The organism is Bacillus sp. 103mf (assembly GCF_900116295.1).
In the GTDB taxonomy this organism is placed as follows: Bacteria; Bacillota; Bacilli; order Bacillales; family Bacillaceae_G; genus Bacillus_A; species Bacillus_A bruguierae.
Genome location: NZ_FPAF01000020.1, coordinates 1 through 26442, shown reverse-complemented (window position 1 = coordinate 26442; position 26442 = coordinate 1). Strand labels below are relative to the sequence as shown.

At 33.0% G+C, this 26442-nt stretch carries 30 protein-coding genes and 5 pseudogenes; 29 read left to right on the top strand and 6 right to left on the bottom strand.

Translation table 11 applies throughout. From position 1 onward, the window contains the following. Positions 1–25 precede the first annotated feature (25 nt). Complete coding sequence (locus BM350_RS23595) at positions 26–1897, bottom strand: S8 family peptidase (RefSeq protein ID WP_090920636.1); 1872 nt, start codon at positions 1895–1897, stop codon at positions 26–28. A gap of 552 nt (positions 1898–2449) precedes the next feature. Between BM350_RS23595 and BM350_RS23590 the strand changes: the two genes are divergently transcribed. The 20 genes and pseudogenes from BM350_RS23590 (at position 2450) to BM350_RS23490 (ending at position 16610) form a co-directional block, all read left to right on the top strand. Next, positions 2450–3202 carry a class I SAM-dependent methyltransferase gene (locus tag BM350_RS23590; RefSeq protein WP_090920634.1) on the top strand — a complete coding sequence of 251 codons (753 nt, stop codon included), beginning with the start codon at positions 2450–2452 and terminating at the stop codon, positions 3200–3202. Positions 3203–3651: 449 nt separating this feature from the next. Continuing rightward, entirely contained in the window at positions 3652–3957 is a 306-nt protein-coding gene (locus BM350_RS23585; RefSeq protein ID WP_090920631.1) for a TIGR04197 family type VII secretion effector, read from the top strand. 35 nt (positions 3958–3992) lie between these two features. Continuing rightward, a pseudogene (locus tag BM350_RS23580) lies at positions 3993–4355 on the top strand (DUF3958 family protein). Continuing rightward, positions 4352–6127 (top strand): deaminase domain-containing protein, encoded by a 1776-nt coding sequence (locus BM350_RS23575; RefSeq protein WP_090948318.1) that lies wholly within the window; start codon positions 4352–4354, stop codon positions 6125–6127. Before BM350_RS23580 ends, BM350_RS23575 begins: the two are co-directional and overlap by 4 nt. Before the next feature lie 22 nt (positions 6128–6149). Next, positions 6150–6545 (top strand): hypothetical protein, encoded by a 396-nt coding sequence (locus BM350_RS23570; protein WP_090948316.1) that lies wholly within the window; start codon positions 6150–6152, stop codon positions 6543–6545. 498 nt (positions 6546–7043) lie between these two features. Further along, positions 7044–7499 (top strand): annotated as a pseudogene (locus tag BM350_RS27735) (cytosolic protein); the annotation flags it as partial. A gap of 367 nt (positions 7500–7866) precedes the next feature. Next, the gene (locus tag BM350_RS23555) at positions 7867–8304 is read left to right on the top strand and encodes a hypothetical protein (protein WP_090919810.1); all 438 of its coding nucleotides are present in this window, start codon (positions 7867–7869) and stop codon (positions 8302–8304) included. A 407-nt stretch (positions 8305–8711) separates the two neighbouring features. After that, entirely contained in the window at positions 8712–9230 is a 519-nt protein-coding gene (locus BM350_RS27920; RefSeq protein ID WP_280141416.1) for a GH-E family nuclease, read from the top strand. A 102-nt stretch (positions 9231–9332) separates the two neighbouring features. Next, complete coding sequence (locus BM350_RS23545; protein WP_090919814.1) at positions 9333–9914, top strand: suppressor of fused domain protein; 582 nt, start codon at positions 9333–9335, stop codon at positions 9912–9914. Between the two features lie 19 nt (positions 9915–9933). After that, on the top strand, positions 9934–10329 hold the full coding sequence (cdiI, locus tag BM350_RS23540) for a ribonuclease toxin immunity protein CdiI (RefSeq protein WP_090919816.1): 396 nt from the start codon (positions 9934–9936) through the stop codon (positions 10327–10329). Between the two features lie 223 nt (positions 10330–10552). Further along, positions 10553–10843, top strand: coding sequence for a hypothetical protein (locus BM350_RS23535; protein WP_090919817.1), 291 nt, complete (start codon positions 10553–10555; stop codon positions 10841–10843). A gap of 235 nt (positions 10844–11078) precedes the next feature. Continuing rightward, a pseudogene (locus tag BM350_RS23530) lies at positions 11079–11432 on the top strand (polymorphic toxin type 50 domain-containing protein); the annotation flags it as partial. A gap of 16 nt (positions 11433–11448) precedes the next feature. Then, positions 11449–11787 carry a hypothetical protein gene (locus BM350_RS23525; protein ID WP_090919820.1) on the top strand — a complete coding sequence of 113 codons (339 nt, stop codon included), beginning with the start codon at positions 11449–11451 and terminating at the stop codon, positions 11785–11787. 284 nt (positions 11788–12071) lie between these two features. After that, a complete protein-coding gene (locus BM350_RS23520) occupies positions 12072–12413 on the top strand; it encodes a hypothetical protein (protein ID WP_090919824.1) in 342 nt (113 codons plus the stop codon). A gap of 227 nt (positions 12414–12640) precedes the next feature. Continuing rightward, the gene (locus tag BM350_RS23515) at positions 12641–13054 is read left to right on the top strand and encodes a hypothetical protein (RefSeq protein WP_090919827.1); all 414 of its coding nucleotides are present in this window, start codon (positions 12641–12643) and stop codon (positions 13052–13054) included. A gap of 287 nt (positions 13055–13341) precedes the next feature. Next, the gene (locus BM350_RS23510) at positions 13342–13875 is read left to right on the top strand and encodes a hypothetical protein (RefSeq protein ID WP_090919830.1); all 534 of its coding nucleotides are present in this window, start codon (positions 13342–13344) and stop codon (positions 13873–13875) included. 88 nt (positions 13876–13963) lie between these two features. Next, entirely contained in the window at positions 13964–14311 is a 348-nt protein-coding gene (locus BM350_RS27730) for a hypothetical protein (RefSeq protein WP_244548067.1), read from the top strand. Between the two features lie 593 nt (positions 14312–14904). Beyond that, positions 14905–15096, top strand: a complete 192-nt coding sequence (locus BM350_RS23500) for a hypothetical protein (RefSeq protein ID WP_090919833.1) — start codon at positions 14905–14907, stop codon at positions 15094–15096. Between the two features lie 523 nt (positions 15097–15619). Further along, on the top strand, positions 15620–16258 hold the full coding sequence (locus tag BM350_RS23495; protein ID WP_244548066.1) for a DUF5984 family protein: 639 nt from the start codon (positions 15620–15622) through the stop codon (positions 16256–16258). A gap of 136 nt (positions 16259–16394) precedes the next feature. Further along, positions 16395–16610 carry a hypothetical protein gene (locus BM350_RS23490; protein ID WP_090919838.1) on the top strand — a complete coding sequence of 72 codons (216 nt, stop codon included), beginning with the start codon at positions 16395–16397 and terminating at the stop codon, positions 16608–16610. Positions 16611–16854: 244 nt separating this feature from the next. Here the strand turns inward: BM350_RS23490 and BM350_RS23485 are convergent, their stop codons facing one another. Together BM350_RS23485 and BM350_RS27915 are read right to left on the bottom strand one after the other, a co-directional pair. Next, entirely contained in the window at positions 16855–17748 is an 894-nt protein-coding gene (locus BM350_RS23485) for a DUF2268 domain-containing putative Zn-dependent protease (protein WP_090919841.1), read from the bottom strand. A gap of 5 nt (positions 17749–17753) precedes the next feature. Next, complete coding sequence (locus BM350_RS27915) at positions 17754–17879, bottom strand: hypothetical protein (RefSeq protein ID WP_280141415.1); 126 nt, start codon at positions 17877–17879, stop codon at positions 17754–17756. 350 nt (positions 17880–18229) lie between these two features. On the opposite strand from BM350_RS27915, the gene BM350_RS23480 reads away from it, so the two are divergent. The 4 genes from BM350_RS23480 (at position 18230) to BM350_RS23460 (ending at position 20576) form a co-directional block, all read left to right on the top strand. Further along, a complete protein-coding gene (locus BM350_RS23480; protein ID WP_090919844.1) occupies positions 18230–18592 on the top strand; it encodes a hypothetical protein in 363 nt (120 codons plus the stop codon). A gap of 8 nt (positions 18593–18600) precedes the next feature. Then, entirely contained in the window at positions 18601–18975 is a 375-nt protein-coding gene (cdiI, locus tag BM350_RS23475; protein WP_090919847.1) for a ribonuclease toxin immunity protein CdiI, read from the top strand. A 223-nt stretch (positions 18976–19198) separates the two neighbouring features. Further along, positions 19199–19666, top strand: coding sequence for a DUF6985 domain-containing protein (locus BM350_RS23470; RefSeq protein ID WP_090919850.1), 468 nt, complete (start codon positions 19199–19201; stop codon positions 19664–19666). Positions 19667–20111: 445 nt separating this feature from the next. Further along, positions 20112–20576 carry a hypothetical protein gene (locus tag BM350_RS23460; RefSeq protein WP_090919852.1) on the top strand — a complete coding sequence of 155 codons (465 nt, stop codon included), beginning with the start codon at positions 20112–20114 and terminating at the stop codon, positions 20574–20576. A 746-nt stretch (positions 20577–21322) separates the two neighbouring features. Here the strand turns inward: BM350_RS23460 and BM350_RS23455 are convergent. Continuing rightward, the gene (locus tag BM350_RS23455) at positions 21323–21685 is read right to left on the bottom strand and encodes a DUF4064 domain-containing protein (RefSeq protein ID WP_090919858.1); all 363 of its coding nucleotides are present in this window, start codon (positions 21683–21685) and stop codon (positions 21323–21325) included. 481 nt (positions 21686–22166) lie between these two features. Beyond that, positions 22167–22316, bottom strand: a complete 150-nt coding sequence (locus BM350_RS23450) for an aspartyl-phosphate phosphatase Spo0E family protein (protein ID WP_090919861.1) — start codon at positions 22314–22316, stop codon at positions 22167–22169. Between the two features lie 141 nt (positions 22317–22457). On the opposite strand from BM350_RS23450, the pseudogene BM350_RS23445 reads away from it, so the two are divergent. Both BM350_RS23445 and BM350_RS23440 read left to right on the top strand, forming a co-directional pair. After that, positions 22458–22714: pseudogene (locus BM350_RS23445) on the top strand (hypothetical protein); the annotation flags it as partial. 26 nt (positions 22715–22740) lie between these two features. Beyond that, positions 22741–23022 (top strand): transposase, encoded by a 282-nt coding sequence (locus BM350_RS23440; RefSeq protein WP_090919864.1) that lies wholly within the window; start codon positions 22741–22743, stop codon positions 23020–23022. Between the two features lie 157 nt (positions 23023–23179). Here BM350_RS23440 and BM350_RS23435 read toward each other — a convergent pair whose 3' ends face one another. Beyond that, positions 23180–24145, bottom strand: coding sequence for a hypothetical protein (locus BM350_RS23435; RefSeq protein WP_244548064.1), 966 nt, complete (start codon positions 24143–24145; stop codon positions 23180–23182). 616 nt (positions 24146–24761) lie between these two features. Between BM350_RS23435 and BM350_RS23430 the strand changes: the two genes are divergently transcribed. From BM350_RS23430 to BM350_RS23420, 3 genes and pseudogenes are all read left to right on the top strand, one after another. After that, positions 24762–25301 (top strand): STM3941 family protein, encoded by a 540-nt coding sequence (locus tag BM350_RS23430; RefSeq protein ID WP_090919870.1) that lies wholly within the window; start codon positions 24762–24764, stop codon positions 25299–25301. 239 nt (positions 25302–25540) lie between these two features. Next, positions 25541–25729, top strand: a pseudogene (locus BM350_RS28090) (hypothetical protein). Between the two features lie 63 nt (positions 25730–25792). Continuing rightward, the coding region (locus BM350_RS23420; protein ID WP_211482638.1) for a thiol-activated cytolysin family protein at positions 25793–26442 on the top strand (650 nt) is incomplete at its 3' end.

The window sequence follows — 26442 nt, the reverse complement described above, 5'->3', positions numbered from 1 at the left end:
TTTGGAGTTCCTTTATGCATAAAATCTATTTTACGTTTAATGAATACGATCCATTTTTATTTTCATACTTGTAGACGTATAAATAATATTTCCCTGGTTTCGCTTCATATTTTCCTTTGATCATATTACCATCATTTTGTCCATATGCTACGTAGTTTTGTAGATCTGACTCATGATAAAGTGTCCATGTCATTCCAATCTGTTTTTCATTTAATGTAGAAATATCAATATTGCGCTGGGAATCAATATTAAAAGTATACACATCTACATTATCATTGTTGTTAAGATTTCCTTTAATAGTTGCATTAAAATCTAATATATTTGCCTGTATAGACTGATTATTTGGCTCTTGTTCTGTTATTTGTCCAGTCTGGGGATGTTCTGATTCTGAATCAGATGCGTTTGATTTAAATCCCAAATTTGATAATATAGCTTTCAAATCTGGTAAAACACCAATTCTATCGACAGATGGATTTTTAGATTGTGTTCCTGTGTTTGTGTTACTTAAGATAGCTCTTAACTCATTTGGTTTATAAGGTTGACCTAAACGTTCCTTAGCAATACTTTGTATGGAAGTTGCTGCACCGGCGATGATTGGTGAAGCACTGGATGTGCCATTAAATCTAGACGTGTATAGATTTAGAATGCTTCTACTTGACTCTGCAGAAGTTGTATCTACATTTTCACCCCATCCATATACATCAATTCGACTTCCATGATTTGAAAACCATAAACGTTCGTGAGGAACGGTTGATGAACCAGCTCCGACCATGATTGCACCTGAATCTTTGAAATCTTTGCTATTACGATTCAAGACTTGTTTTCCATTTATATCTTTAAATTGATCTAAATCATTTGAACCATTTGCTCCAGCCTCTATGATTATGATCCCTTTATCTGTTCCAGTACGAATCGCATCAAATACATCCGGTTGCACTTCAACTGGTAAATATTGTTTTCCGTATCCAACATAAGATGATTGTGCCTCTAATAATAAAACATCACCAGCATTTAGGTTATTTACAGCGCTTAATATGGCATCTGCTGTGTTATACTGACCATTATCCCTTATTTGAGAGATTACCTTTACTGTAGCTTTTGGTGTAATACCAATATTACCTATATTATTATCTTCCGCTGAAACAACTCCTAATACTGAAGTCCCATGACCAACATGCTGATCTAAATTCCGCCCAGACATAAGTTCAATATTTTGATTTATTAAATCCTCATGATTTAATAACCAGCCATACTCCATATCTACAAATGTTATCCCTTTTCCATCGCCGCCTTTTATCCCCCATGCATAAGATGCATTGATTCCATATGGTGCCTCTTTTAGATATCCTTGGTTTTCAAATCTAGGGTCATCATAGGGGTTAAGAGATAAATTTGGCAGCTGTATTTCAGGCGGTGTTAAATTTTCTAGTTCTTTAATGTATACATCCTCTATCAAAGGTGATTGTTTTAATTTTTCTACTAATCTTTCTGCTTGTACATTCTTTGAAACTTGAACTGTATAATAATTTAATAGGTTAGAAGATGAATTATTATTATCGGTTTTCGCATTTTTATCTAGATTTTGAATTTCTTCCGGACTTACAGACGTAAATAAGCGAGTTAATGTTAAATCTGGGAATTCGGAAAAAAAGTTTTCTAGTACCACATCATTTTTTTCGTGTTTTATTCGCTTTTCTATACCATCCTCATACGGTAAATTGATCTCATTTTTAAACTTTACAATGATTTGTTTTTCATCTTTTTTTTCTACATTAGCTTCTTTTTGCTGTACTACTGAATTGTTTGAAGCAGCACTCACTATATGAGTAGTCTTTCCTAGTCCCGTAAAAGCTGTAATTGCAACTGTAGACACTAGCATTCCTTTTAAAATTCTCATTCATTTTCCCTCTACTTTTTTGTTTTTCAAATATTTTCCTAAAAATATTAAACTAATTACGTACAAAGCTTTATACTAGATAAATTATAATGAGCATCTAAATAAACTTCAATGTATTTATATATGCAATATTTCATATTAGCTTGGAATTATATTCTGTATTTTTTTGTAACAAAAAGGTTTTAGATTAATAATGTTATGAATTAGCTATGTTTCGTTTTAGCGTATAGATCTTTTTTTGGGTTATGATAACAGAACAATTCATCTAATAGTATGTATTTTACAATATACACAAAAAATGTAATAGAGTATAATAAATATAATCTTTCAAATGGGGTGAAGTGGATGTCTTTCCGTATTGTTCGAAGTAATTAGTTTTCGGGTTGGGTAAAACGCGTACCAGCCATCAAGGGAGAAGTCTGCCCTTTTTCGGAAATGTAAACTTTGAATCTGTTTCGGGAGTCACCATTATTAAAGCAAGGAGCGGGCTTGATTCAGTAACAAGTCTTATAACCTTAGATTTTATACTCTTTTGGAAGGTGGATATACAAAATGAATGAATTAGATTACAAAAACTTTTATGATACAGTTGGAAGATCAAATGGCTGGGATTTTAGTAAACTCAAATACGTAACTGAAGGTGCTACTTGGGATTTTTATGAAGAAGTAATTAGAAGATGCAAACCCTCAGATGTGTTGCTCGATATTGGTACAGGTGGGGGAGAGAATATACTAAAAATTGCATTGGCTGCTTTATTCATGATTGGCATTGATAATGCAAGTGGAATGATAGAAACAGCACAGTCTAACCTGGAAAAAGCACGTGTTTCAAACGTTAGATTTTACAAAATGGAATCCGAAGATTTGCTGTTTCCACACTCTTTTTTTGACATTGTGTCTACTTGTCATGCTCCTTTTACGGCGGCAGAAGTAGCAAGAGTGATCAAAAAGAACGGTATCTTCTTAACGCAGCAAGTTAGCGAACATGATAAATTGAACTTAAAAGAAGCATTTGGAAGAGGGCAATGCTTAGGAGAAAAAGATGGCACATTAAAGGAAAAATATGTCCGCGAGCTAGGACAGGCAGGTTTTGCTGATGTGCAAGTCTTAGAGTATGATGCGATTGATTATTACCAAACACCTGAAGACCTCATTTTTCTACTAAAACATACACCGATCATACCAAGATTTGGTGAAACGAAAGAGGACTTTGACATTTTGAAAAAATTTATTGCAACAAACAACACTGAAAAAGGGATTCGTACGAATTCAAAACGTTTTATGATAATAGCGAATAAATCTTAATCCTTGTTACATGAACAGGGGTGTTCATAATAAATGATACATTACAAAAGCCGTTTTCCATAGTTTATAGGAAAACGGCTTTTTTTGGCATGCAGTTCAAAATCCTAACTTGATGGCACTGGGGAAGTCCTCCTATTTATTCCGATAACGTAAAACCTCAGTTAGTAGTATTCTAATTTCTTCTTCCGAAAACCTTTTAAATAAAACTTAATCCGTTGTCCAAACGTTTGAAGGAGATGGAAACAGGCTACATCAGAAAGACTGTGTCGACTATCCTATTTAACACAGTTAAGTGCTTTGAGAATGAATATACAATAATTGGGATTTATTCATAAAAAACCCTTTTTGTATGGTATAATTTTCATAGTTTGTAAAGTTGTGTAGAAGTATGAAGACCTTCGAATAAACTCAGAAAGACTGGACAGAAAAAGAGAGAGAGGATTCAAGCGATGGGACAATTTCAAAGTAATTTTCAAACGGCAGGACAAATTGTAACGCAAATGGGAACAGCTTCCAATACGATTCAAAGTGCTACAAGTAGATCCATAACCAAATCGGAACGTACAACGTTATCTGTCAACGCTAAAGCCCAAGAAGCGAATCAACAAGCTATGGAATTAACGAAACAATTTTATAGCGCCTTTCAACAAGCGGTTAGCAACATTCATTCTGTAGCTAACGAGTTCGAGCGTATGGATAACGCACTTCAAAACAATTTTTCACAATTATCCTTTAATAAAGGTCCCTTTAACTGATACCTATGTGAACGTAAAAAAGTAGGAGGGAAAAGATGAGCCAAGATATAGAGAAACAAATGAATCAACTGAACGAAAAATTAAGAAGTCTATCTGAAGAACAATATCAAAATCAACGCGCGATTCACAGGCAAGAACAAGCGGAAGCAGATTTTTATCAATGGAAAGGGCGAAGCTATCGCTTGTTTGATCGTATATTAGAAACTTGGCATAATGATAGAGAACTAGGACAGTTTTTTCATAATTTACGTCAAGATGCAGGGTAAATTGAGCGAAAGCTTACCCACGAATTGGAAGACCAAAAAGAAACGTTGCTAAAGGAAAAACAAAACCTAAGCAATCTAGAAAATGACATTCACCATCAGCGCCAAAAATTAGCACTGGAGGTGAGGTCATGAGCCTAAACATGTATCTAGGAGAAGTACAATCTCAAACACAAAGTATGAATGCTATGTGTACTGCAACGATTCAAGGTATGGAACAAGTCATCAATTCGATTGATGCTTTTATGTTCGATGCAGTTTTGCAAGGACAAACTTATGACAGTGCAAAAGCCTTCTTTGCACAAACATTCCGCCCTTTAGCCCAAGGGATTATTTACTTGTGTGAAGAATTGATCCGTCAAAATGATGCCTTCCCAAACGATTTTCAATCCAAAGTAGCTTCAACAGATGTTATTGAACAAGAAATAGAAGAACAAATGCGAGGGATTGACCAAACGAAAGCAGGTATTGAAGTAATTAGTAACACCCTTCCCGGCATGCAAGCTATGATGGGTATTTTTGATATGATGAAACAAAAGCTGCAAGAAAAACTAAACCATCTGCGTGAATTCAATTTTACTTCTAGTAGTAATTATGATACAGCACTCCAACTAGCTGCGAGCATCGCGAAAGGTCTTGCGGAAGTTCAAAGCGGGAAAGGTTTTAGCCCCGTATCAGGAACATTTAGTACGCAAGGGTTGAATATGGAGTGGACCGGGCCTATTCAAAAAATTTCAGAAGATAAAGCCCGTCAAGCTGAGGAAGAGAGTAAAAAAGACGAATCGTTATTTGATCAATTTAAGGATGCTGCTGAGGACGGAATAGAAGTGGCGAAAAATATTTTCGGACTCTATCATAGCTACAGAGAAGGAAAACGTGAAGCTGTTATAGATGAACTTAAAGGATTGGCAAATACTATCCTACACCCAATAGATAGTATTGAAAGTGCTATGTATGCCCTTTCTCACTTAGACGAAACATACAATGCTATAAAACAAGCTATTTCTAATTCGTGGAATCAAGATGTTGTAAATGGAGATTGGAATAGCAGAGCTAAATGGTTTGGAAATGTAGAGGCCCAAGTCGAGCTGGCAGCTGTTCAATTAGTGGCAGGAACAAAAGGTGCAGATAAAGTTTCAAAATTAGGTACATTTTCAAAGTCGGGTGAAGTCTCAAAAATTAGGGAAAGTGTAAACCTCATACAACGTGTAAAAAACGTAATGGATTCCGATAAGTATAGGCAATTCGTTGACAGACTGTATAATCTTCTAATGCCAAAAGACGAATTTGCTCTTGCAGGTGCAAATGTTGTAGACTCTTTCTCGGATAGCGATGTCTTTAAACAAATTAAGGAAAAACTACCAAATTATCAATTTTTTAAAGGTGAGGGTACTACTAAAGATATCGGAAAAAATTTACAAAAAGAATCAAAAAACATTAGAAATAACTTGGATGAATTTAGAAATAATTATAAAAAATCTGATGAATATTTAAATTTATCTAACTCAAAGAAAAAAATAATTAACCGGAAATTAGATAAACTAGGAGCGGGTAATGTTGCAACAGCGGAAGTTGATATTTCAGGAATAAAAAAAGATTTTAAAGCACATAGTCAAATACATTCTAGCGATTCGTTGGGTTATGCAGATGATTTTTCAATTACTCCGTCAGAAAAGGATAGAGTTCTAACGAATTATGTGAAAGATGTACACGACAGGTATAATGACACAGAAGCTAAAATTTTAGAAGATATCGCTTCTAAAATAAAAGACCCCAATATAAAAGGGGAGATAAATTTATTCTCTGAACTAGATTGCTGTCAAAGTTGTACTAATTTAATATTTGAATTCAGGGAAAAATTTCCTAATATTAAGGTGAATGTTATTACAAATAACACGTTAAAATAACAAAAAGGGAGATTGGATATAAATGAGCAACTCAATAAATTATGAATATATAATTGAAGCAGTTCAATTAGACTTGGATGAATATGTAGATGAAGATGGTTTAACTGTTACTGAAGCCAGTGGGAAAATCATTGAGGAAGACTGGCAAAATATTAATACCAGTGATTTTATAAAGTATTCGTATCTTGTTAATCTTGCGTTAGAAGGAATAAAAAGAAAACAACTTCCAGATTTTTTATATGAAAAATTGTCTCATGCTGGAGAGGCTATTTCAAAAATAGAAAACAATGAATCAGAAGAATTAAAAAAAGATTTTAATATATATCAGGATAATTTAAAACAGAAATTGTTTAATGTTATTGAGACTAGTGCTAGTGATAAATCAAGAATTGATTATATTTTAAATCAAAAACAATAGTTTGTTTTTCTAGATTCTGAGGGGAATATTCTCAAGGTGAAAGGGGCAATTCCGAAAGGGATATGTCCTTTTTTGTGTTATCTAGCTGTTTAGAGGGAAGAGTCTAAATAACATTGAACAGAGAAAAACATTTTAAGATATAAAAGAATTATGCAGACAAACAAGTATGAGTGGAAATACCATTAGAGGAAATTTTTTTGATGAACGCTTTCCGAAATATAAAATAGATGGATGTTGCTTTTAAATAAAGTCACGATGTTTATAAGAAAGACGCGATGTTTTGCCCCCCTTGGTCTGTTTATCTAAAGGGTTTTTTTATTGTGAAACACAGCTACATCTAATATTAAAGTAAACGTAAAGTAACTCCAAAATATACAATGAAAGTTAATTTTGGAGTTATTTTTTGTTTACTTTACTCTACTTTACTTTTTTTCGGTACTCTGCATCTAGATGGTAAATCCATTGACCATGGCAAGACTTTATCAATTTCTTCTTTTCTACAGAAGAGGAAAACGTGAAGCTGTTATAGATGAACTTAAAGGATTGGCAAATACTATCTTACACCCAATAGATAGCATTGAAAGTGCTATGTATGCCCTTTCTCACTTAGACGAAACATACGATGCTATAAAACAAGCTATTTCTAATTCATGGAATCGAGAGGTTGTAAATGGAGATTGGAATAGCAGAGCTAAATGGTTTGGAAATGTAGAGGCCCAAGTCGAGCTAGCAGCTGTTCAATTAATGGCAGGAACAAAAGGTGCAGATAAAGTTTCAAAATTAGGTACATTTTCAAAGTCGGGTGAAGTCTCAAAAATTAGGGAAAGTGTAAACCTCATACAACGTGTAAAAAACGTAATGAATTCCGATAAGTATAGGCAATTCGTTGACAGATTGAGTAGTATTTTAATGCCAAAAAACGAATTTGCTCTTGCAGGTGCAAATACTGTAAACTCTTTCTCGGATAGCGATGTCTTTAAACAAGTTAAGGAAAAGCTATCAAACTATCAGTTTTTTAAAGGTAAATCTACAAAAAATACTACAACTTTATGGGATATTAAAACAACAGCAGATAAAAAAGTGAAATATAAATTCAATGGTGATACGGTTACAGCGTATCGCGATCCTAAAACAGGTTTATGGTGGGCGAAAGATACAACTGGTCATGGCGATTCTGCTTTTAAAGTCTTTAAAGAGGCAAAGGGAGGAAAAGAACTTCACTGGATAGCTGATTCTGATAAATATGGGAATTTTATTCTTGATAAACATAAAAGTTCAACAGGGACTGTAATAAAAATAAAATAAGTAAAGGGGCCGACAAATGTCTTTATCCAAAACAGAAGCAGAAAAACTATTTAAATTAGGATTTAGGAGACCTAAATACGCCGATGAAGTATATCCTCAGGATGTATATGAGTACCAAAATTCCACTTGGACAGTAGGAGGAAGAATTGTACCATCTAGTAAGTTGCTATGTGATGAAGAAGTATATAGACAAGGAACATGGATTCCTTCAATGACAGATTTGATAACTTGGCTAGAGGAAAATGATTGTAAATTCACTTTATCCTATGATGGGTTAAGTTATAAAGTTGAAGTATCTTACATCAATGAACGGAACTATAAAGGAAAAGGTATGTCAGCTGAAATGGGCTTATTTAAGGTTATTGCTCAAATACTCCACGAATTTGGAGGAGCACCAGTACAAAAAAGTTATAGAGTAATTGATGCGGAATTTATTGAAAAAGAAGACCTTTAAGAGTTCCAAGTCATTAAGTTAAGAAAATGGATAAATTTCAACCAACCGGGACTGACCACAAAAGGCACATAAATGTTTTTTGTGGTCAGTCCCTTTGTTGTATAAAAATAAATGAAGTGTCTTTTCTTGATATGATAGATACCAATACAACAACTTATCATAAAAAAGAAGCTACAAGAGAAGTTAGAATATTTATATACATTCGATCAAACATCTAGTAGTAACTATGATACAGTACGTCAATAAGCTGCCAGTATCACGTAATGTTTTGCAGGACATGTTTTTAGCAGGATTGGCATCCATTGTAGAAAATTCAAGAAGCTCTTATCTTCATAGCAGGTTTTAATCTTTTAACTCTAGTAGTGGAAGTAGGGACCCTTGGGTTAGCAACACCAATTGCTATTCCATTGGATGTAGCTGTTACAGCGGTTGGAGCAGGTGTTGCTACACATGGTGGATTTGTTGGGCGTAATGCCATTCAGAATGGTAAGGATACTCTTCAAAGGTTCCAGTCTTCTGGTGGGTCTGTTAGTAGAGTTAAGGATGGTAGTGGCTCTAATCCCATGACGTGGAATGAATTTCAGAATACTAATAAAGGTAAATATGGTAAAGATGAAATGAGCAAAGCTTGGGAGAAGTATAAAAAAGAAAATGGCATTGAAAGTAACTCAGGCGATAAAACTTACGAAAGACCTTCAGGATATAGAAAGGGCGTAAGAGATACTGCCTGGGATAATGCTAAAGGTAAAGATGGTCAAGTAAGGGATCCAGAAACCAAGGAAATAATGTATAAAGATGAGCCTTGGGATATGGGGCATAAACCAGGTTATGAATTTAGAAAGCATCAGAAAAGTGCTGAAGAAAGAGGGATAACCAGAAAACAGTTTTTAGATGAGCATAACAATCCTGGATCATTTCCGCCCTGAACTTCCGTCATCGAATAGAAGTCATAAAGGTAAAGATTTAACGGATAATGATTTTGGAGACTAAAATTATTAAGAAGTATTAGTGAAGGAGAGGAGAGTATAATGGGGATACCAAATGAAAGTAAAATAATTGCTAAATCAGCTTTAAAAGCGTTTGGAGGTAATCCTGCCGTTTCTAAATATTGGGATGATAATGATATAAGTAATATAGATATTTTATCAACAGGGGATAGACCTTGTGAGGGTGTTACATCGTATTCTACTATTGGCTTGTATATGCATTCAATAGGACGATTTATAGATGAAAAGTCTTTGCGAGTAGAAATTGTTGGTGCGAGTGCAACGGCTTATAAAGGTTATGCAAATGTACTAGCAACATGTGCTTTTTGTGTAATCAATTCAAAAATGCCAATCTATCCAGGTCAAATATTTTTGGATGTGTTGAAGTTTTATTATCCTAACAGTGAAATGAAACATATGCTTTTTGTCCCACCATTTCTGTGGGAAGATCAGTTACAAACAATCGATTTCCTAGACAAAAAGGTCGCATGGTTGCTTTCTGTTCCAATATCAGAAAAAGAATATTTATTTGCTCAACAAAATGGTTCAGATAAGCTTGAAGACTTATTTGTGCAAAATGAGATAGACATTTTCAATATTGAACGAGGGTCTGTACTATTATAGATTAAGGAGTAGAGACATAATGGAGTACAAATTGATTACCTATAAAAATGAATTAGATATTTTAATGAAGGATTATTTTTTTGAGATATCAGATGTTAGAAATAAATTGCAAGAAGCATTACATTATTTTAGTAAAAAAGAAGGTTTCGGAAGTGGTGGAAAAGTAATTTTATTTGTAAATGATTTAGATGAATCTGATGAGGCATTTTTTGAATTGCAAAATAACAAGGTATTGTTTTCTGTTGACCAAGCTACTTCGAGTGCTAATGAGGATAGTGAGGCATATTTAAGTTTTCAAGAGTTCTATGAATATTTGAAAGACCAAGTAGAAAAGGTAAGCACGGATAAACCTGAAGAGAAAGAAGAATTAGAAAGATTATTACTTCAAGTAAAACAAGGGTTATCAATAGAATGAACAAAAAATACTAAGGATTATCTAATTAATTGTAAAATAGGTAAAGTCAATAGTGAGGAAGCAGATAATCGAAGTTATTAACCTATGTTTTGGGGAGAATTCGGCACACTGATGGTTAGTAATAAAGCAAAACAAGTATTAGAACCTCTAATTTCTGCAAGGTGTTATCGAATTTGCCCAAGGTGCTGGCAGTGCAGTTTTAGAAGACTATATTGGATTAAAATTGCCTGATAATGATGAATTAGAAAGCAAGTTAACCTATCAAGCTGGAAGTTTTGCGGGACATGTTTTAGTAGGAGTGGCATCCATCTTAGAAATTCAAGAAGCTCTTAGCTTCATAGCAGGCTTTAATTTTTTAGCTCTAGTAACGGGATTAGGAACTCTTGGGGCAGCAACACCAATTGTTATTATAGTGGATGGAGCTGTTATAGTGGCTGGATTGGGTGTTGTTGCACATGGTATTTTTGCTGGAATTATATTCTTTACTAAACTTCTAAACGAAATGTATGGCTGAGTAGTTACAATAAAAGATTATATTCTTGCTTAATAATGCATAATTAGTATACAAATAACTTTTATTTTTCTAGATTCTTGCTATAAAATTTGATGGATTTTAAGAATGCAATAAGTTGTAACAAATAGAAAAAATAAATATGTATTATAACAAAGAAAAAGGGCAAATGTTTCAAACAAGAAATATTTGCTCTTTTTCATGAAGAGAAATTGAAAAGAATAAAAATAACGATAGAAAAGATTCTGTAGCTAAAGGTCCATACAGTGAAGTAGATGGTTACTTAATAAAAGTGAAAGCTGGAGCTCAATAAAAGCATATTCCCGATACACCAAACTATAAACAGGAAGTAGCAAACGGTAAAAACAAGAGTATATTCTATGGTGATAATAAAACAGCACAAGAATTGCTTGATAAATTTGCAGGGGTAGGTACAGTACTAAAAAACGGTAGAGAAAGAGTAGACTTTTGTCAAGTAATAGGAAAATACTATGATATGCAAACTGAGAAATATATATAGACTACTAGAGGCATGATACATTATGGAAAAGACGGTGCGCACATAGTTCCTTCAAAACCATTAGAACCATAAGAAAAGGATGATACAAATGGAATATAATTCTTTAATAAAAACATTAGATGAGTATGGAGGTAGTGAACTGATAATAGAATGGCAAAGTGGATTAAAGATTATCGGTAAACCAGACACACTCTTTGAAACAGACAATGGGTTGGATGACGATGATGTGAATTATACAGAATATTATGCTGTTGCATTTCAAGTAAATGATATTTTAGCCCATCCTACTAGTAAAGAAAGCAGTATATATAATTGGTTAATACAAGAGAAAGGTTCATTGGTTGAAATTTCTCTCTATGATGATCCACCAAGTGCAGTATTTTTAATCGACGGAAAGAAAGTATGGGAAAGGGAAATACATAAATAATAGTCGCTATTTAAATTTTGATCTTGATTGGCTTTTAGCCTTTCAAGGTTTTTTATAGTTATAAAAAGTTTATAGTTAAATGAAATGTAAATCGACATTTGAATCAAAAGACCACGAAGGTAACAAACGTACGAGATTAATTGCAGTGCCTAAAAAATTTATTACTTGACTTATACTTTAAACAGGGTAATGACAAAGTTCGTGAAGTTGAAATTGAAGAAGTAATAGCTATAGAAAATAATGAGATAATAACAGCATATCCTATTCATACAAGGAGGTGAAAAATGAAATATACATATGAATTTTATCGTAATGGGCTTGGGGGATTGAGAATACGTTTGCCAAAAGAAATTTCTATTATCTCTCATTTTTTAGAAGATATTTTAGACGATGAGGCAGATGAATATATACAGGTTTTAGATAGTGTGTTAGACAAAAAATTCCCACATTATGAAATAGAGGGGAATGTGGCAGCTGTTTATATAGAATCTAATTATACAAGTGCAATTAACTTTTTTATGAGCCCTCCAAATAACCAGTGTAGAATTGAAACCTCTGAATTTAGAAAATTACTAATGTTATGGAGAGATAAGGTAGTAGCAGAAGGAAAAGATATAGAATTGTAAAAGAAGACATCTAAGAGTTCCTAAGCTATGTTGTAACTCATTTGGACAAAAAATTACTTGCTATATGGAATGTCTTATTAGATTCCTTTTGGTATAGAGTAATAATAAATGGAGTTGAGATTGATGTTATCAAAATTGGTGATGATGTAACTAGCGATTACTAAACAGGAAGTGTGAATGCATCTCGTCCATCAGGATTTTAAGATTTAAATGGAAAGGTGATAAAAATGTATAAAGAATTAGATAATCTTTTATCTGCGTATACAACTGAGGACGCATGGTACGATGATGGTTGTATAATTGCAAGCGAGATATTATTAGAGTTTAGCCAAAAAGATTGGGAGGAATTAGCAGGTGAGACACTTACTAAACCGATAGAATGGCAGAAAAAACTGGCATACTGTATGGATAGTAACTGTAATGTATATGAATTCGGAATATTACTATCATTGCTTAGCATTGAAGCTGAAGAACTCTTTGTGATATGTATAGATACCCTAAGAAGCTTTACAACTGTAGAAAATAAGCAAATGCTATTGAACGATCCATCCATACTGCATCGAATAAATGAAATACTTCCAAAAGCAAGCATACCAGTAAAGAAAATACTTGAAGATTTCCTCGTGAAGATTGATTCTTAAAGAATCTAATTGTTTACAACCAACAAATTCAAACACTAAAATCCTTAGCAAATAATTGATAACCTTTTTAAAGCTTATTCCCACACGAATCATATATAGGAATAAGCTTTCCGCATTGAGCCAGTTTCATATGAGAGTGGTTGCGGTGACATTTACATACAACTTACCACATCAAGTTTTAATGTGTTTTCACTCTATTTGTGAAAGCAGGGGCTTTTGGAGGAGGTTCGGCATCTAAACAAGTTACTTATATCTATGGCTATTCGGTAAAATAATGGAGGCTATTTATGAAACAAAAAGTTTTAAATACCATTGAAGGACTTTACCATTGTGGTGATTTTGGATATGTTTTGCTTAATTATGTTGATACTAATGTTTGGACTAATAAATTCACCCATGAAACTAGGGATATTCACATTGATAATCTGACAGATTTTAATTACTCAAAATGTTTTACGCTATATATTCAATCTTCGATATATCCTGGATTACAAATCGGTACGGATAAGTTTAATTCATATATTAGAGAGAATTCCTATTTAAATGGATTATTAGTTTATATCTCGGCAATCGCTCCATATGCTGCAGCAAAATATATTAAATATGAGTATGTTGAAGGTGATATTGAAATGCAGGAACAATATGAACCATTCGATGAAACTACAAAACAAATTGGTAATGAGATTTTGAAGTGTTTAGAGAATGAAGGCATACAATTACTTGAAAAGAATTTATTAGAAATAGAAATACCTAACATTTCATTAGAACTTAGAGAGGAAAAAGTAACAGTATTTCACTGCTTATTTGAAGACGGTTATTAAAAGATTTGTCATGAAATACTTATAAGATAGGAATAAGGCGCTTGTTGCTCCAGATGGCACAATTTCGCACTAACATATTAGGAGGAGTATGATGTTCCAACTTAGTTTATTTGTAGAATGTCAGAATGAGAACGAAGCATTGAAAATTTTGCATGAATTATTACAAAAAATAGACACCATTATTATTTCACATGATGTAAGCTCAAACGAACCTTATTGGAAATGTGACGGTTGGTTTACTATTGTGTGTAACATAGAAACGTCAATAAGCATTATTGATATTGAGAAAGCGGAAAAAATACTTGAAAAGGTATCAAATAAATGGTTGTGGAATAAGGGGAAAATTTCAGCTAGTTCTACTATCAATAATGAAGGTACAGTCTTTTTTAATGACAAGGTACGATTTTTCACTTGTTGGTTTGAAGACCTTGAATGATTTTTTGCTAACCTTGATTGGCTGTATGCCTTTAAAGGTTTTTTGCGTTTTAAAGATCGTTAGGATTAAATCATCAAATATTTAATTAAAATAAGCAGGATGTTAACTCATGAGATTGGTTACAGTGACATTTAAATAAAACTACCACAATTATTACTCTATTTATATTTAAACACGAGAATGACAAAGTTCGTAATGCTAAAGGTGATTATATGCAGGCACATAAAGCAAGAGAACAAAAAGGAAAATAAAGATTAATGAGTGAGATAATACGAACAATACTAAGTTTGAAAATTGAGACCTGGTGAGGGCTGTACCATCACGGAGTTTGATTGTAATAATAAGATAAGGTGACGGGAACAAAGATGATAGTTTATTAGATAATGAACACAAACCTAGGGCCTAGATTATTCTTTTCAGCTGTTAAATGATAAAGTGCACAAGAAATATAAGGAAATCATCTTCTTTTGTTGTATATTGGAAATAAATAATGTAGTTTTTAATTCAAATGGTCAGAAATGAATTTTATACGCTCTTATATAAAGAATTTGCTGTTGAATTTCTTGTAACACTAAAGAAAAAGGAGTAAATATATGCGTCCGTTTAAACAAATGAGAATTATATATTTAATAACAGTACCTATTATTGCTATTCTTATGTTTCTTCTTCCACAGTCATTAGGAGACCGTATTCTTGCGTTTTTCTGGATACTTATTTTTGGTGGATTAGCAGTAGGTTTTACTTATTTAATGGAATTTATCGGAAGAAGATTAAAAGGTAAATGAGGAGAAAGAAATTAATATGTTCAAATCTGCAAAACTGTAATAATCATAGCAATTGTAAAATTGAATCCGTTGTGTGAAGGGTTATTACGCCAAAATGATACTTTTTCGAATAATCATAGCAATGGAATCAATGAGTGAAAACATGCTAGAAAACAACTTAAAGAATACAATTTTAAAATGTCTGAAAATTTAGATTTAAAAAATATTGAGTGTAGTTATTTACATTCAATATAAAAAGAAAATCCACGTTGAAGGTTAATTTCATTGTGGTTTTTCTATTTTTATTATCTATTAGTATACAAGGATTGCATATAGGTATGGCGGCTATTTAAAAAATTACAGAAGATAAAATGCGTGAAGCTGAGTGAAAACTATCAATCTATCAATTTGTTAAGGATAAAGGTACGAGTGATAGTGTTCCTAAGGAAAAGAGTACCTACTAATGTATTAAAGTAGATGTTCAAAAATGGTAAGATTACAAAAATAAATACAATAAATTTCCAAAGAACAAATGGGGTGTTTCATGTTGAAAGTTTTTGGTGAAAAAAACACATTTGCAATTCAATATGAGTTTCTCGATAATCCTTTTAATGAAAGCGATTTGATTGGTGAAACATGGGGGAGTTTTCAAATTTTTATTAATGGAAAGGATATTTGTCAATATAAACGTAAGGATATGGTCGTAAACTATCAATGGAATTTAATGTATATAGTCGAGTGGTTTAGCGAAAACCTAAAGCATATATTGAGTACTGAGCCATTTCCTCTTCCTGTTGAAGGAAAGCATTCTATTGAACTACTGGAAAATTGTTTGGAATTTGATTTAGATCATGAGGATGAATTTAATGAGTGGTTTGACAAAAAACAAGATTGGGAATTTAAACATTCTTGGTTTTCAAATAGAGCTGGTTCATTTTTGTCAGATGTATTTTTCAGAAGAGTTGGAGATGAAATAGAGATTGCTTGGAATAATGAATCGACTTATATCTCAGAAGGGGTTTCATTTATTAATTCAATAGGAGTTGAATATGTACCAAGTAGTATATTTGAAGTTTCTGTAAAAAAATTCATAGAAGATTTCTCGGATACTCTTATGCAGAATTCTAATCACAAAATTAATGCTAAAGAAATTTGTGGGAAAATAAAGAAATCAGTAGAGTAACCATTTTCGCTGAAAAGAAAAGATATAGAAAGGCAAAATAAAGTCCATTTTAATAATTAGTCATTGTGAATTAAATGTCAATAAGTCCATTAGAGTACTAATATTCGGTAAAACATTTAATGAGGGCTTAAATGTTTTGTTTAAAGTAATTGGAGAATTAATAAAAAGGTTTGAAATGAACTTGCTATTACTAGAGAATGGATCTGATCAACTTATTAGAAAAGAAAATGACATTTTAATTGTTAACGCTGAATTGGATCAATATCAATTAATTTATCTTTCTAAAAACCTACTTGAATTACTTGATTATTCATACATTGAAAGGAAGTTATCAAAAAACAGCAGAATATAAATGTTGTCACAGAATTATGTATCTGTGGCATTTTTTTAGTTAAATCTTTTCTCTGCTTTCTCTGAATGTAAAAACTTCAACTTCTAGCGGAGTTACGGGTGGTAATATAGCAAAAACAGGTGCAGGTGATACTTTAGGTCAAGTGGAAGCAATAAGTGGACATTTGATTGCACAGCATATTTATAAAATAACGCAGAATGTACATTCTGCGTTATAATACTTCAAACTTTAAAGTGCTCTGTTTTTAAAAAACGCCACATTCTGTAATGATTTCTTCTGCACTTAACAATGTGGCTTCTTGAATTGTGATATTATTTTTTTTCATAAAAGATTGTACGGCGTAATAACCTACGGCATAACCCGCGCCAGGTGATAATCCTACTGGTGAATAACCTTCTTTTTTAGCAATTTCATCTCCAAACATGTAGCTGCTAACTTCCGCAAATCCTTTTAAATGAAAACCTTCCCGAATGACATGGATCGAATATTCGAGTTCTTCTTCATCAATTGATGTGACCCAAGGGCCTAAATATTCTTCACCATACAACTCAGTAGCAAACGAATCGGCAAGTCCTTCGATAACTAAATATTCACTTAGCGTTACGTCTCCATGATTCCAATCGAAATAGGAAAAACGGAGGTTATGATGAAATTCATGAGCAATGAGCGCTGGTATTCTCGAAATGTTATAATTGTTTAGGTGAACGGTTATGGTGACATATCCAGGTATTCCGCCAAAACCACAGTAACCATTTTGATTTTTTAGCTTTTCAGGGTCAGCAATATACATTCCAAACTTTAATTCTTCTGCACGTACTTCCAAGTTATTAGCTTTTGCAAACTCTATGCATCTGTTTAATGCTGTTTGAGCGATCTCTAGAGCATCTATTGTTTTTAAATCGTACAATGCTTTTTTTGCTATATCACTTTCTTTTATATCGAGATACCCTAACATTTTCGTGGCCATCATAACGTCATATCCGTTTGGTTGTTTGGCCTTAAGTGGCACGTTAATTGTATGCCACATCTCCTCAAAAGGTTTCATCATTGTATATCTAAAGAAATTTTCTCTCTCTTTGAGAGGTAATGAAAGTAAAATTTCGTATTGACTTAAAGTATCTTCCATATCGATTTTCATTTTAATCACCGCTTATTTATATATTTTTCATTACATTCATAAGATAGTTTCAGAGTATTTAAATCACAATAATGTCTTATTGCTCTTTCGGACAAACCAGTAGCCTGTTTGACATCTCCTATTGTTACCATTTGAATTCACCTCCTAAAATGAGCTTAATCTATCACGTCGCGTTAGGGTCAAGCTGATTATCGATTTTTGATATAAAAAAGAGTCCCTTCTAAGATTGAAAAGGACTCGATAAATGCTTTGATTTTTAAGCTGAGCAATTTCATAATTTTCCTGAATTAGCACGTCAATTTTAGATGGAACCCAGTGGGATTACATAAGAAAATAGAAAGTGTTGGCGTGTAGACCATTTAAATTGGTATGAATTGAATGATGTAAAGACAGTGCAGCTTGTACCGACAGAGTAAGGAGCAAATTTAGGCATCTTGGCAGGGGAGACTCAGACTATTGAAATAAAATAAGGAGTTAGATAATGATGAGTGAAGAACTAAAAAAGTTAATAAAGAATTATGGTATAGATGTGGAAGATGAATTAGATGTTAGTCCATTTGAATTTGCTTATACATTTAGAACTAGAGAACTTTTAGCGACACAATATGAATTATTAGATAGTGAAGATAAAAAAAGGTTAGCATATTACGATACGGTATTAATTAGTCGGGCAAAAGAGTTTTATGAGTATTTCAAACCATTAAAAGTATGGGGAAATAGTAATGTTCCAATTGAATACTGGTGGTGGCATTTAGAAAAAATTATATTAGGAGAGCTTATCGTTGAGGTTGAAAAAAATGAAATTAACTATCGTGGAAACATTACTAGGCTAACTAAAAATTGAGGTCTATCATGATTGAATTAATTAATGTTAATGATTTAATAACCCCTGAGCATCTGCCAATAAAAAATCTATTGGACTCTTCTTTAATGTGTAATAGTTTTAAATGGGTGTTAGAGAATGTAAGTGATGGAAATGGGTGTGGATTGGATTATTCCGGAGGATTTACCTTTTGGAGTGATTTAGATGACTATGACAAAGCTTTTTACGAAGAAGAGTTCACAGGGGTTGAAGTCGACTATCGAGATAGTCAAGTAGTGATTGATTATGAAACTATTTATAAGTATTTTCAAATTGCAGTCAGCAATTATTTAAAAACATCCCCGAATGAAAAGGAGGGGGTTTATCAACTTCTTTCCAAAATGAAAGAAGCCTTTGGATTATAACTTCAAACTAATAATTTGCCTTGAGATACTAGAAATAGCTGCTTCAAATGATAGAAAAGAATGTTAATGCAAAATATAACTACCATTAACTTGGCATGAGTTAAATGATATAAACAATATGCAACTTGTACCATCAAAGACAAACAGCATATTTGGATATCTTGGAATAAACACAGGGGCATTTAAGTCTGAAGAATTTGTCAATAAAAAAGGGGATTTTAAAATGATAATAAACGATGCGATTTTCGGTAAACTTGAATATGATTATGCTTGGTCTAAGGATACTATCATTAATTTTTTTGGAAAGGAAGTCGAAATAGCATTGATGGTCGATGGTGATGGGGATGGTAAATTTGATGAAGAACAATATGCAGCATATACCTCACTTATGCAAAACTGGGAACACTTACAACAAAGTTTTTTGCAACCAATATTAGACTATTACAAACAAACGCGACATAAACTAGGTTATGATATTGAGTTAAATGAAAATTATCCACTAGTTGAAACGACTGATCAAATACTAGAAATGATAAGTTTAGATGGAATTGTTGTTTCATATGCGGGGATTTTTGAAGGTCGAGATATCGGAATTACATTTAATTGTGCCTGGGACATGGAAAATGGACTAGGGCTTCGTTTATTAAATGAAAAAGTAACTGAAGTAGGTTACCAGGATGTTGCAATTTGAATATGGCATTTATAGAAAGATTAATGAATTATGAACATCGGGGAGCACTATAAATCTAGCTTAGAGCTTTCTTTCAAATATGAAGAAAAAGAAGGCATTATACATAAATCGAGTAAGGCCTAAGAGCTGTTTTTAAAGAGAATCAACAAATACGCTTGATAAATTTAGAAGGCTTATTTCACCTAGTTGACTCATATGTTCCCAATAAGGAAATCGTATTGAGGTTTACCTAATTTAGTGAAGTTCAAGAAAAGACAGCACTGAGGTACTTGAATAAGGTTACTAAAAAATATTCTTTAGGTTCCAAAATATTAGATGGTACTTTTAATCCTAATGTTCTTAAAGGTGAATTAATATTAGAAATACCAGTTTTATAAACAGTTCTTGATGAAACAACAAAAAATAGGATTATTAGGGATATTAAGAGGAAGGTGAATAATCGATTATGAAAGTTTATTATTGTGACAAATGGTCCGACATCAAAAAGAAGCCTTGGAACATTTTTGATGACCGTACTGCATATTTGTGCCATCAAGAACATGAACCATATACGGCGGTATTAAGCGAAGATGAAAAACCTAAGTATATTGTAAATGTGACAAATGAATGGGTTTCGGTCGGATTTTATGATGACTTGAATCGTAAGTATTTAAATTATGATTTTAAAGTTATGAGTAAAGGTAAAATTTTTTTAAGAACAGCCATGTATTGGGAATATGATGATGAAACTGACAAGGAGGTAAGTAGTTTAATTTTGGGCTTTCAAGAAGATGGCTATATAGCAATGGAAAAGAGAGATTTTAAGACTGGTTCAGTCGAAGAGCGTGAGACGAGCGATACCCTTGAGAGAAACTGGGACGTATTCCCTGAATTTGGTCAATATATTCATTTGTGCAGAGAGGAAAGATAACGTGTTCGGAGCATTACCCGGTGCCTTATGAGGGGATAAAATTTTTGTATTGGGGATACTTCAAAATATTAGTTTGATGGGCATGCGGCGAGCCCTCTATAAAAAACACTTATTTCAAGAAAAAAATATAAATATAACAAACCCCACAGAGAACAAGAATGTTCTTTGTGGGGTTTGGTTATTTCAAAGGAGCTTAGGGGAAAGCTCGGTTTGATCCATTTTATTTTTCTAACACATCTGAGCGATTTGTTCTTCACTTCATAAGATGCTTCTACCAAATGCGCTTCCGAATTCATAAATTTACTAAGATACAAAAAAATATTTAATATTAAATTCGGTATTACTATTGTATTAGAAAAATAAAATATGCAGTTTAGAGGGTGTTTTGCATATGTATTAGCGATAAATTTATTTTACTTTAAATATCTTTCAAATTGCTTTCGTAAATGTTACAAAAGTCTTTCATTGAATTTAACGGAGTTAAATCAATGTGAATAGGAAATAAGCAATTTTCAGCCTTTAATTCATATCGATCACCTTATATGTAAGAGTCTAAAGTACAAAAAACGTTATTCTTTCTAATCATTTAGCTTGTTTAGAAAGAATAACGTTTTTTCCTTTTTAGGATAGTGAATATTCTTAAGTTGATGGGCATGGAGTAGTGACAGGGTTGCTGTCATAAACTGCGAAGTATAATCAAATAAAATTATAAAAAGTACATCGTGTACCTTTGTAAAGGGTTTGTTTTAATTAGATTTCTGTTGTAAAGTTCGAAATGCTAATGCACCTGAAACGATTTGTAAAATCACTGGAAGAGTTAATACAAAAACCGATAACAGTAACGATATTACACTTAATACAATCATACAAATACCATAAACTGTATTATTTGTTTTATTTACACAACAAGTTAATACTAATAGTCCAATTTGAATGATTAAGGCACTGCTAAAAAGAACGATCATATATTCAAAACCTTCAGAATTATCGTAGGAAAAACTATCTCCAGAATTAATGTAGGAAACACTACCAATTACCATAAGGAAAGAAAGTAGTACTCCGAAGATTCCTCCGATTAAGCCAGTTATAAATTCTGCGGTGCGCTTCAAATTACAATATCCCCCTTCAAAAATAGTATTCAAGTTCATTTTTTTTTTTTTTTTTTTTACATATATTAACTATAACTTTATAATATCAAAATATTGTAAATTAATCTATTAAAATATTTATTGTTAATAATTTCAATATACAACATATATCATTTGTTTCTAACTATGCTGATCTGCGCTTTTTTCTTCGCTCGAATTAATGTACCCTTGCTAATTCCTGTTATCCCTTCAACTTATTTATCCCGCTATTCGTGGGCAGTAATACTCCCACCTCAAAATTCAGCTGTTTGTGTATCCTCAACTAAACCTATATTGAGTATATGAACCTTTACACCCTAAACAGAGAGTCGAAACTATGGGGTTATGAACTCCTTTTTAGAAATCTTTGAAAAATGTTTATTGATAACTTAGCTCTACACGTATCCCAGCTGAATCCCCAAAAGAGAAAATATAATGAATATAAATCTCATGAAAGAACTCTTCATTGTCTTTTCATAAACTTAAAAATTAAACAATCTAATTCTTGGCTTAATGTAAGTACTTTTTTATGATTGATACCATATTTGAGAGCGAGTTGAACTAATTCATTCTTTTTATCTTCTATCACACTATGTAGCTTTGTTAATCCCATCTAAAATCTCCTTTGTACCTATTGCATTAATCGCGAAAATATTCAAATAAAAAACAAGACTGATAATGACAGTCTTGCCTTAAAAACACATATACAAAAAATAACACTAATAAAGAGAATACAATACAAATTCAATTTTTTAAAGGGGAATTATTATATTCACTAGCAATTCCTAAAAACGATCCAATTTTAGAAGATACTAAATTGAAAAAAGAAGTAAATTGGAAATTGATTGATTCAAATATAGTAGATAAAAATTCAGGTTATCATTGGAGCAAAGCGGTTACAAGTGGTATTTCGCATAATGTAACTGTAGGGTTATCTTATACTATTGGGATGGAAGTAGGTCTTGTGAGGGGGATGCAACAGTAAATCAATCATTAACTGCAAGTTTTGGGAGAAGCTTTTTCAGCAGTATCTTCGTTTGATTCATCAAGAAATTTACAATCAATTAAGAGAACAGCGCTTGTCCATGAGAGGAAAAAATCTCCGTTCTGTTCGTCCATCTACAGTGGAATTGAGTTTCGCACATAGTAAAGAACTCCACGGTTTGCGCTACGCGCGATACCGTGGAGTTCAAAAAGTTAAAGCACAAGTTTTGATGACGGCCATCATACAAAACTTAAAAAAGTGGACCAAACTTCGCTCACTTAAGCGAGTTGGTTTACACCTAACACATCAAATTATAGAAGAAACTACTTTATAAAACAAATACAAATCAAAGAAAATGCCAAAAAAATTTGGCATTTTCTTTGACATAATCTTTTTTCAACAAAGTAGAAAAGGTGCTTTATAGCACCTCGTATTCCTATAGTTTTATTATTTTGCAATCTTATATGGTCCTTAAGCAAAGTGTTAGACACTTAATTATGCGAGTAGTAACCACTCACCGACACCAAACGGTAACCTTTGGCAACTAGTTCATTGAACGTCTGTTGGTACTGAGCAGACGTTAACCCATGCCGAGCCTGCCATGCAGGACCACCACGTTTTTCCCAAATTGCCGCGAAACGATCTGTACCATTACTACCATAGCCGCTTACTTGTATCAGCCGATAGCCTTGCGCAACCAATTCATTGAACGTTCGCTGATATTGATCTGCTGTCAGACCATGTCTGGCTTGCCATGCAGGACCACCACGTTTCTCCCAAATCGCAGCATAACGATCCTGACCATTATTTGTGTGACCACTAATGTGGATAAGCCGATAGCCTTGTGCAATCAGTTCATTGAACGTTTGCTGATATTGATCTGCTGTCAAACCATGTCTAGCTTGCCACTCTGGGCCACTCCCTTTCTCCCAAATCGCAGCATAGCGATCTTGCCCACCACTTCCGTAACCGCTCACGCGTATCAAACGATAACCTTGCGCAACCAGTTCGTTGAACGTCTGTTGGTACTGAGCAGACGTTAATCCATGCCGAGCCTGCCATGCAGGACCACCACGTTTCTCCCAAATCGCAGCATAATAATCCTGCCCGTGCACAGTGTAGCCGCTTATATAAGTCAAACGATAGCCTTGGGCAACTAGTTCGTTGAATGTCCGCTGATATTGATCTGCTGTCAGACCATGTCTAGCTTGCCAGTCTGGACCACTCTGTTGCTCCCAAATCGCAGCGTACAGTACCTTACTCGCCTGACGAAGATTTTCGTAATAATATTCTCCTTCATATGAAGGAAATGGAGAACTTAGGTAATTACGATAATCTTGATAAGGTGAATAAGTATGATAAATATCCATTGGATAAATTACTCTAGCTCCATGGTAGGGAGGATAATATAAGTAAGGATAGGTTTGATAATACGGAACACAAGTAAAGTAACTCAACTCATCACATCCTTTCATCATAAGGATATGATGGTATAACTTGGTTTGTGTCAGAAGGGACTCTGTCACGAAAATAATTTGGTAAGAAAATAGAGCCTATATTACTTACTCATTTGCAATTTATGATGGCTTTTTAAACACCTTATATATTTTTTTCTTTCCCAATAACCCACTTCATCACTATCAGAAGCAATTAGCTCCGGAACAATACATTTCTTAAGTTGCTGGATGGGGGATGAGACCCCAAGATTAAAAGTATTTAGAGATAAGGAAACTGTATCAACTTCATTTGTATATAACTGGTTTCTTTATTTTAAGAGATAAACAAAGTAGGTGATGAGTGTTTTCATGGTATGATGTATAGGTACCAATTTTTGAACAAGGAATTTTTTATGAAAAAACATATTGAAGCATTGGTTGACAAGTATAAATTAACACATCGCCGCTTGGAGAATGTGTGTTGTATGTTGCAGTCCTGTTAGGCGAAATAAATCATCTATATAAATTGAAAAACTGCATAAAATTTTCTTTTTAGATAGGATAGGCATTGTGTTTTGGTTCTGCATAGCGATATGTTGGAAAATCAAAGTGGATTTATATTAGTGGGGAGAATCGTATGGGGAAATATTATATTTATGAATCAAAGCTAAAAGTAGTCGGATTATTTTTTTTGATTTTGGTAATTGAAGCGATGTTTCTCTTTTTTGTTACATATGCATTTTCATCTGAGGAGCCTAATTTTATAGTTGGATTTTTATTTGGAGCTCTTGCATTAGTTGTACTAATTGCTCTTTGGAAGGTTATTCAAAAAATGATTGCAAGAAAACCAGCCGTCATTTTAGAGCCAGAATATATTACAATTATTAATAATCCAAAATATCCTGTGAAAATTGCTTTGGAGGATGTATACGGTGTTTTACCTTATACAATCCAAGGGCAAAGGTATTTAGGAGTTGTGATGGAAGATGATGTTGAAGAGCGATATATCTCCTCTATACCATCAAAAGGACAACGGCTGTATCGAGTTAATAAACGTGCTGGATTTATACCATTTAATATTCATATGAATTTATTGAAAATCGATGGAGAAGCATTACTTGCGAAGTTAGAAGAGTATGATATAAGCTTTTTAATTCCAGAAGATGAAGCGAAATAATATAACAGAAGAATTGATTTAGGTATAAGGAAAAAAGAACATCTCGATGAAAAGAGATGTTCTTTTTTCCTTATTTTGTTCTGCCGTTTTCTCTATTGATGGGCATGGGGTACCGACATATGACCATCAAGCTGAGATTTTGAAATATCCACAAAACAAAGATTTTATCTTTTTATAGTTGTCCGTAGGAATTGATATCCCCTTCTTAACAATACAAAGGGAACCTGCCACATTCTTATATGCAATATTGCATATAAGAATGTGTTGATAAAAATGTAAGCGCTTACTATAATAGGGGTATAAAGATAAATCACATCTTAGCAACAACAACCAGAGGAGGAAATCATATGGCAATCGCAATGACAATTTTAAAATTTATAGGTGGAGTACTTCCATTCGTTCAAGAACTTTTAAAAGCATTTATGTAAGTTTACTAGTTAGCAATTATTTATAAATAATTATCATACCTTAATACGAAAAAAAGGAAGGGGTTGATTTTTTTGAAAATCAAGAAAAATACTAAAGGAATAAAATTACTAGCATGTTTATCAATTGGCTTATGCACTTTTAATTATTCTTCTATTTCTTTCGCTGAAACACCTAAAAATAATTCAGCTGATGCAACAAAAAAAGCGATTAACATTGATACTGGTATAGGAAATCTAAAGTATAATAATCAAGAGGTTTTAGCAGTAAATGGTGATAAAGTAGAGAGTTTTGTTCCGAAAGAAAGTACAAATTCAAATGGTAAATTTGTAGTGGTTGAACGTGAGAAAAAATCACTTACAACTTCACCAGTGGACATTTCAATTATTGATTCTGTGGCTAATCGTACTTATCCAGGAGCAGTACAACTTGCAAATAAAGCTTTTGCAGATAATCAACCTAGTTTGTTAGTAGCTAAGAGAAAACCTTTGAATATTAGTATAGACTTACCTGGTATGAGAAAAGACAATACAATCACTGTCCAAAATCCTACATATGGTAATGTGTCTGGAGCGGTAGATGAGTTAGTATCTACTTGGAATGAAAAGTATTCAAAAACACATACGTTACCTGCAAGAATGCAGTATACAGAATCTATGGTGTATAGTAAATCTCAAATAGCAAGTGCTCTTAATGTTAACGCTAAATATCTTGA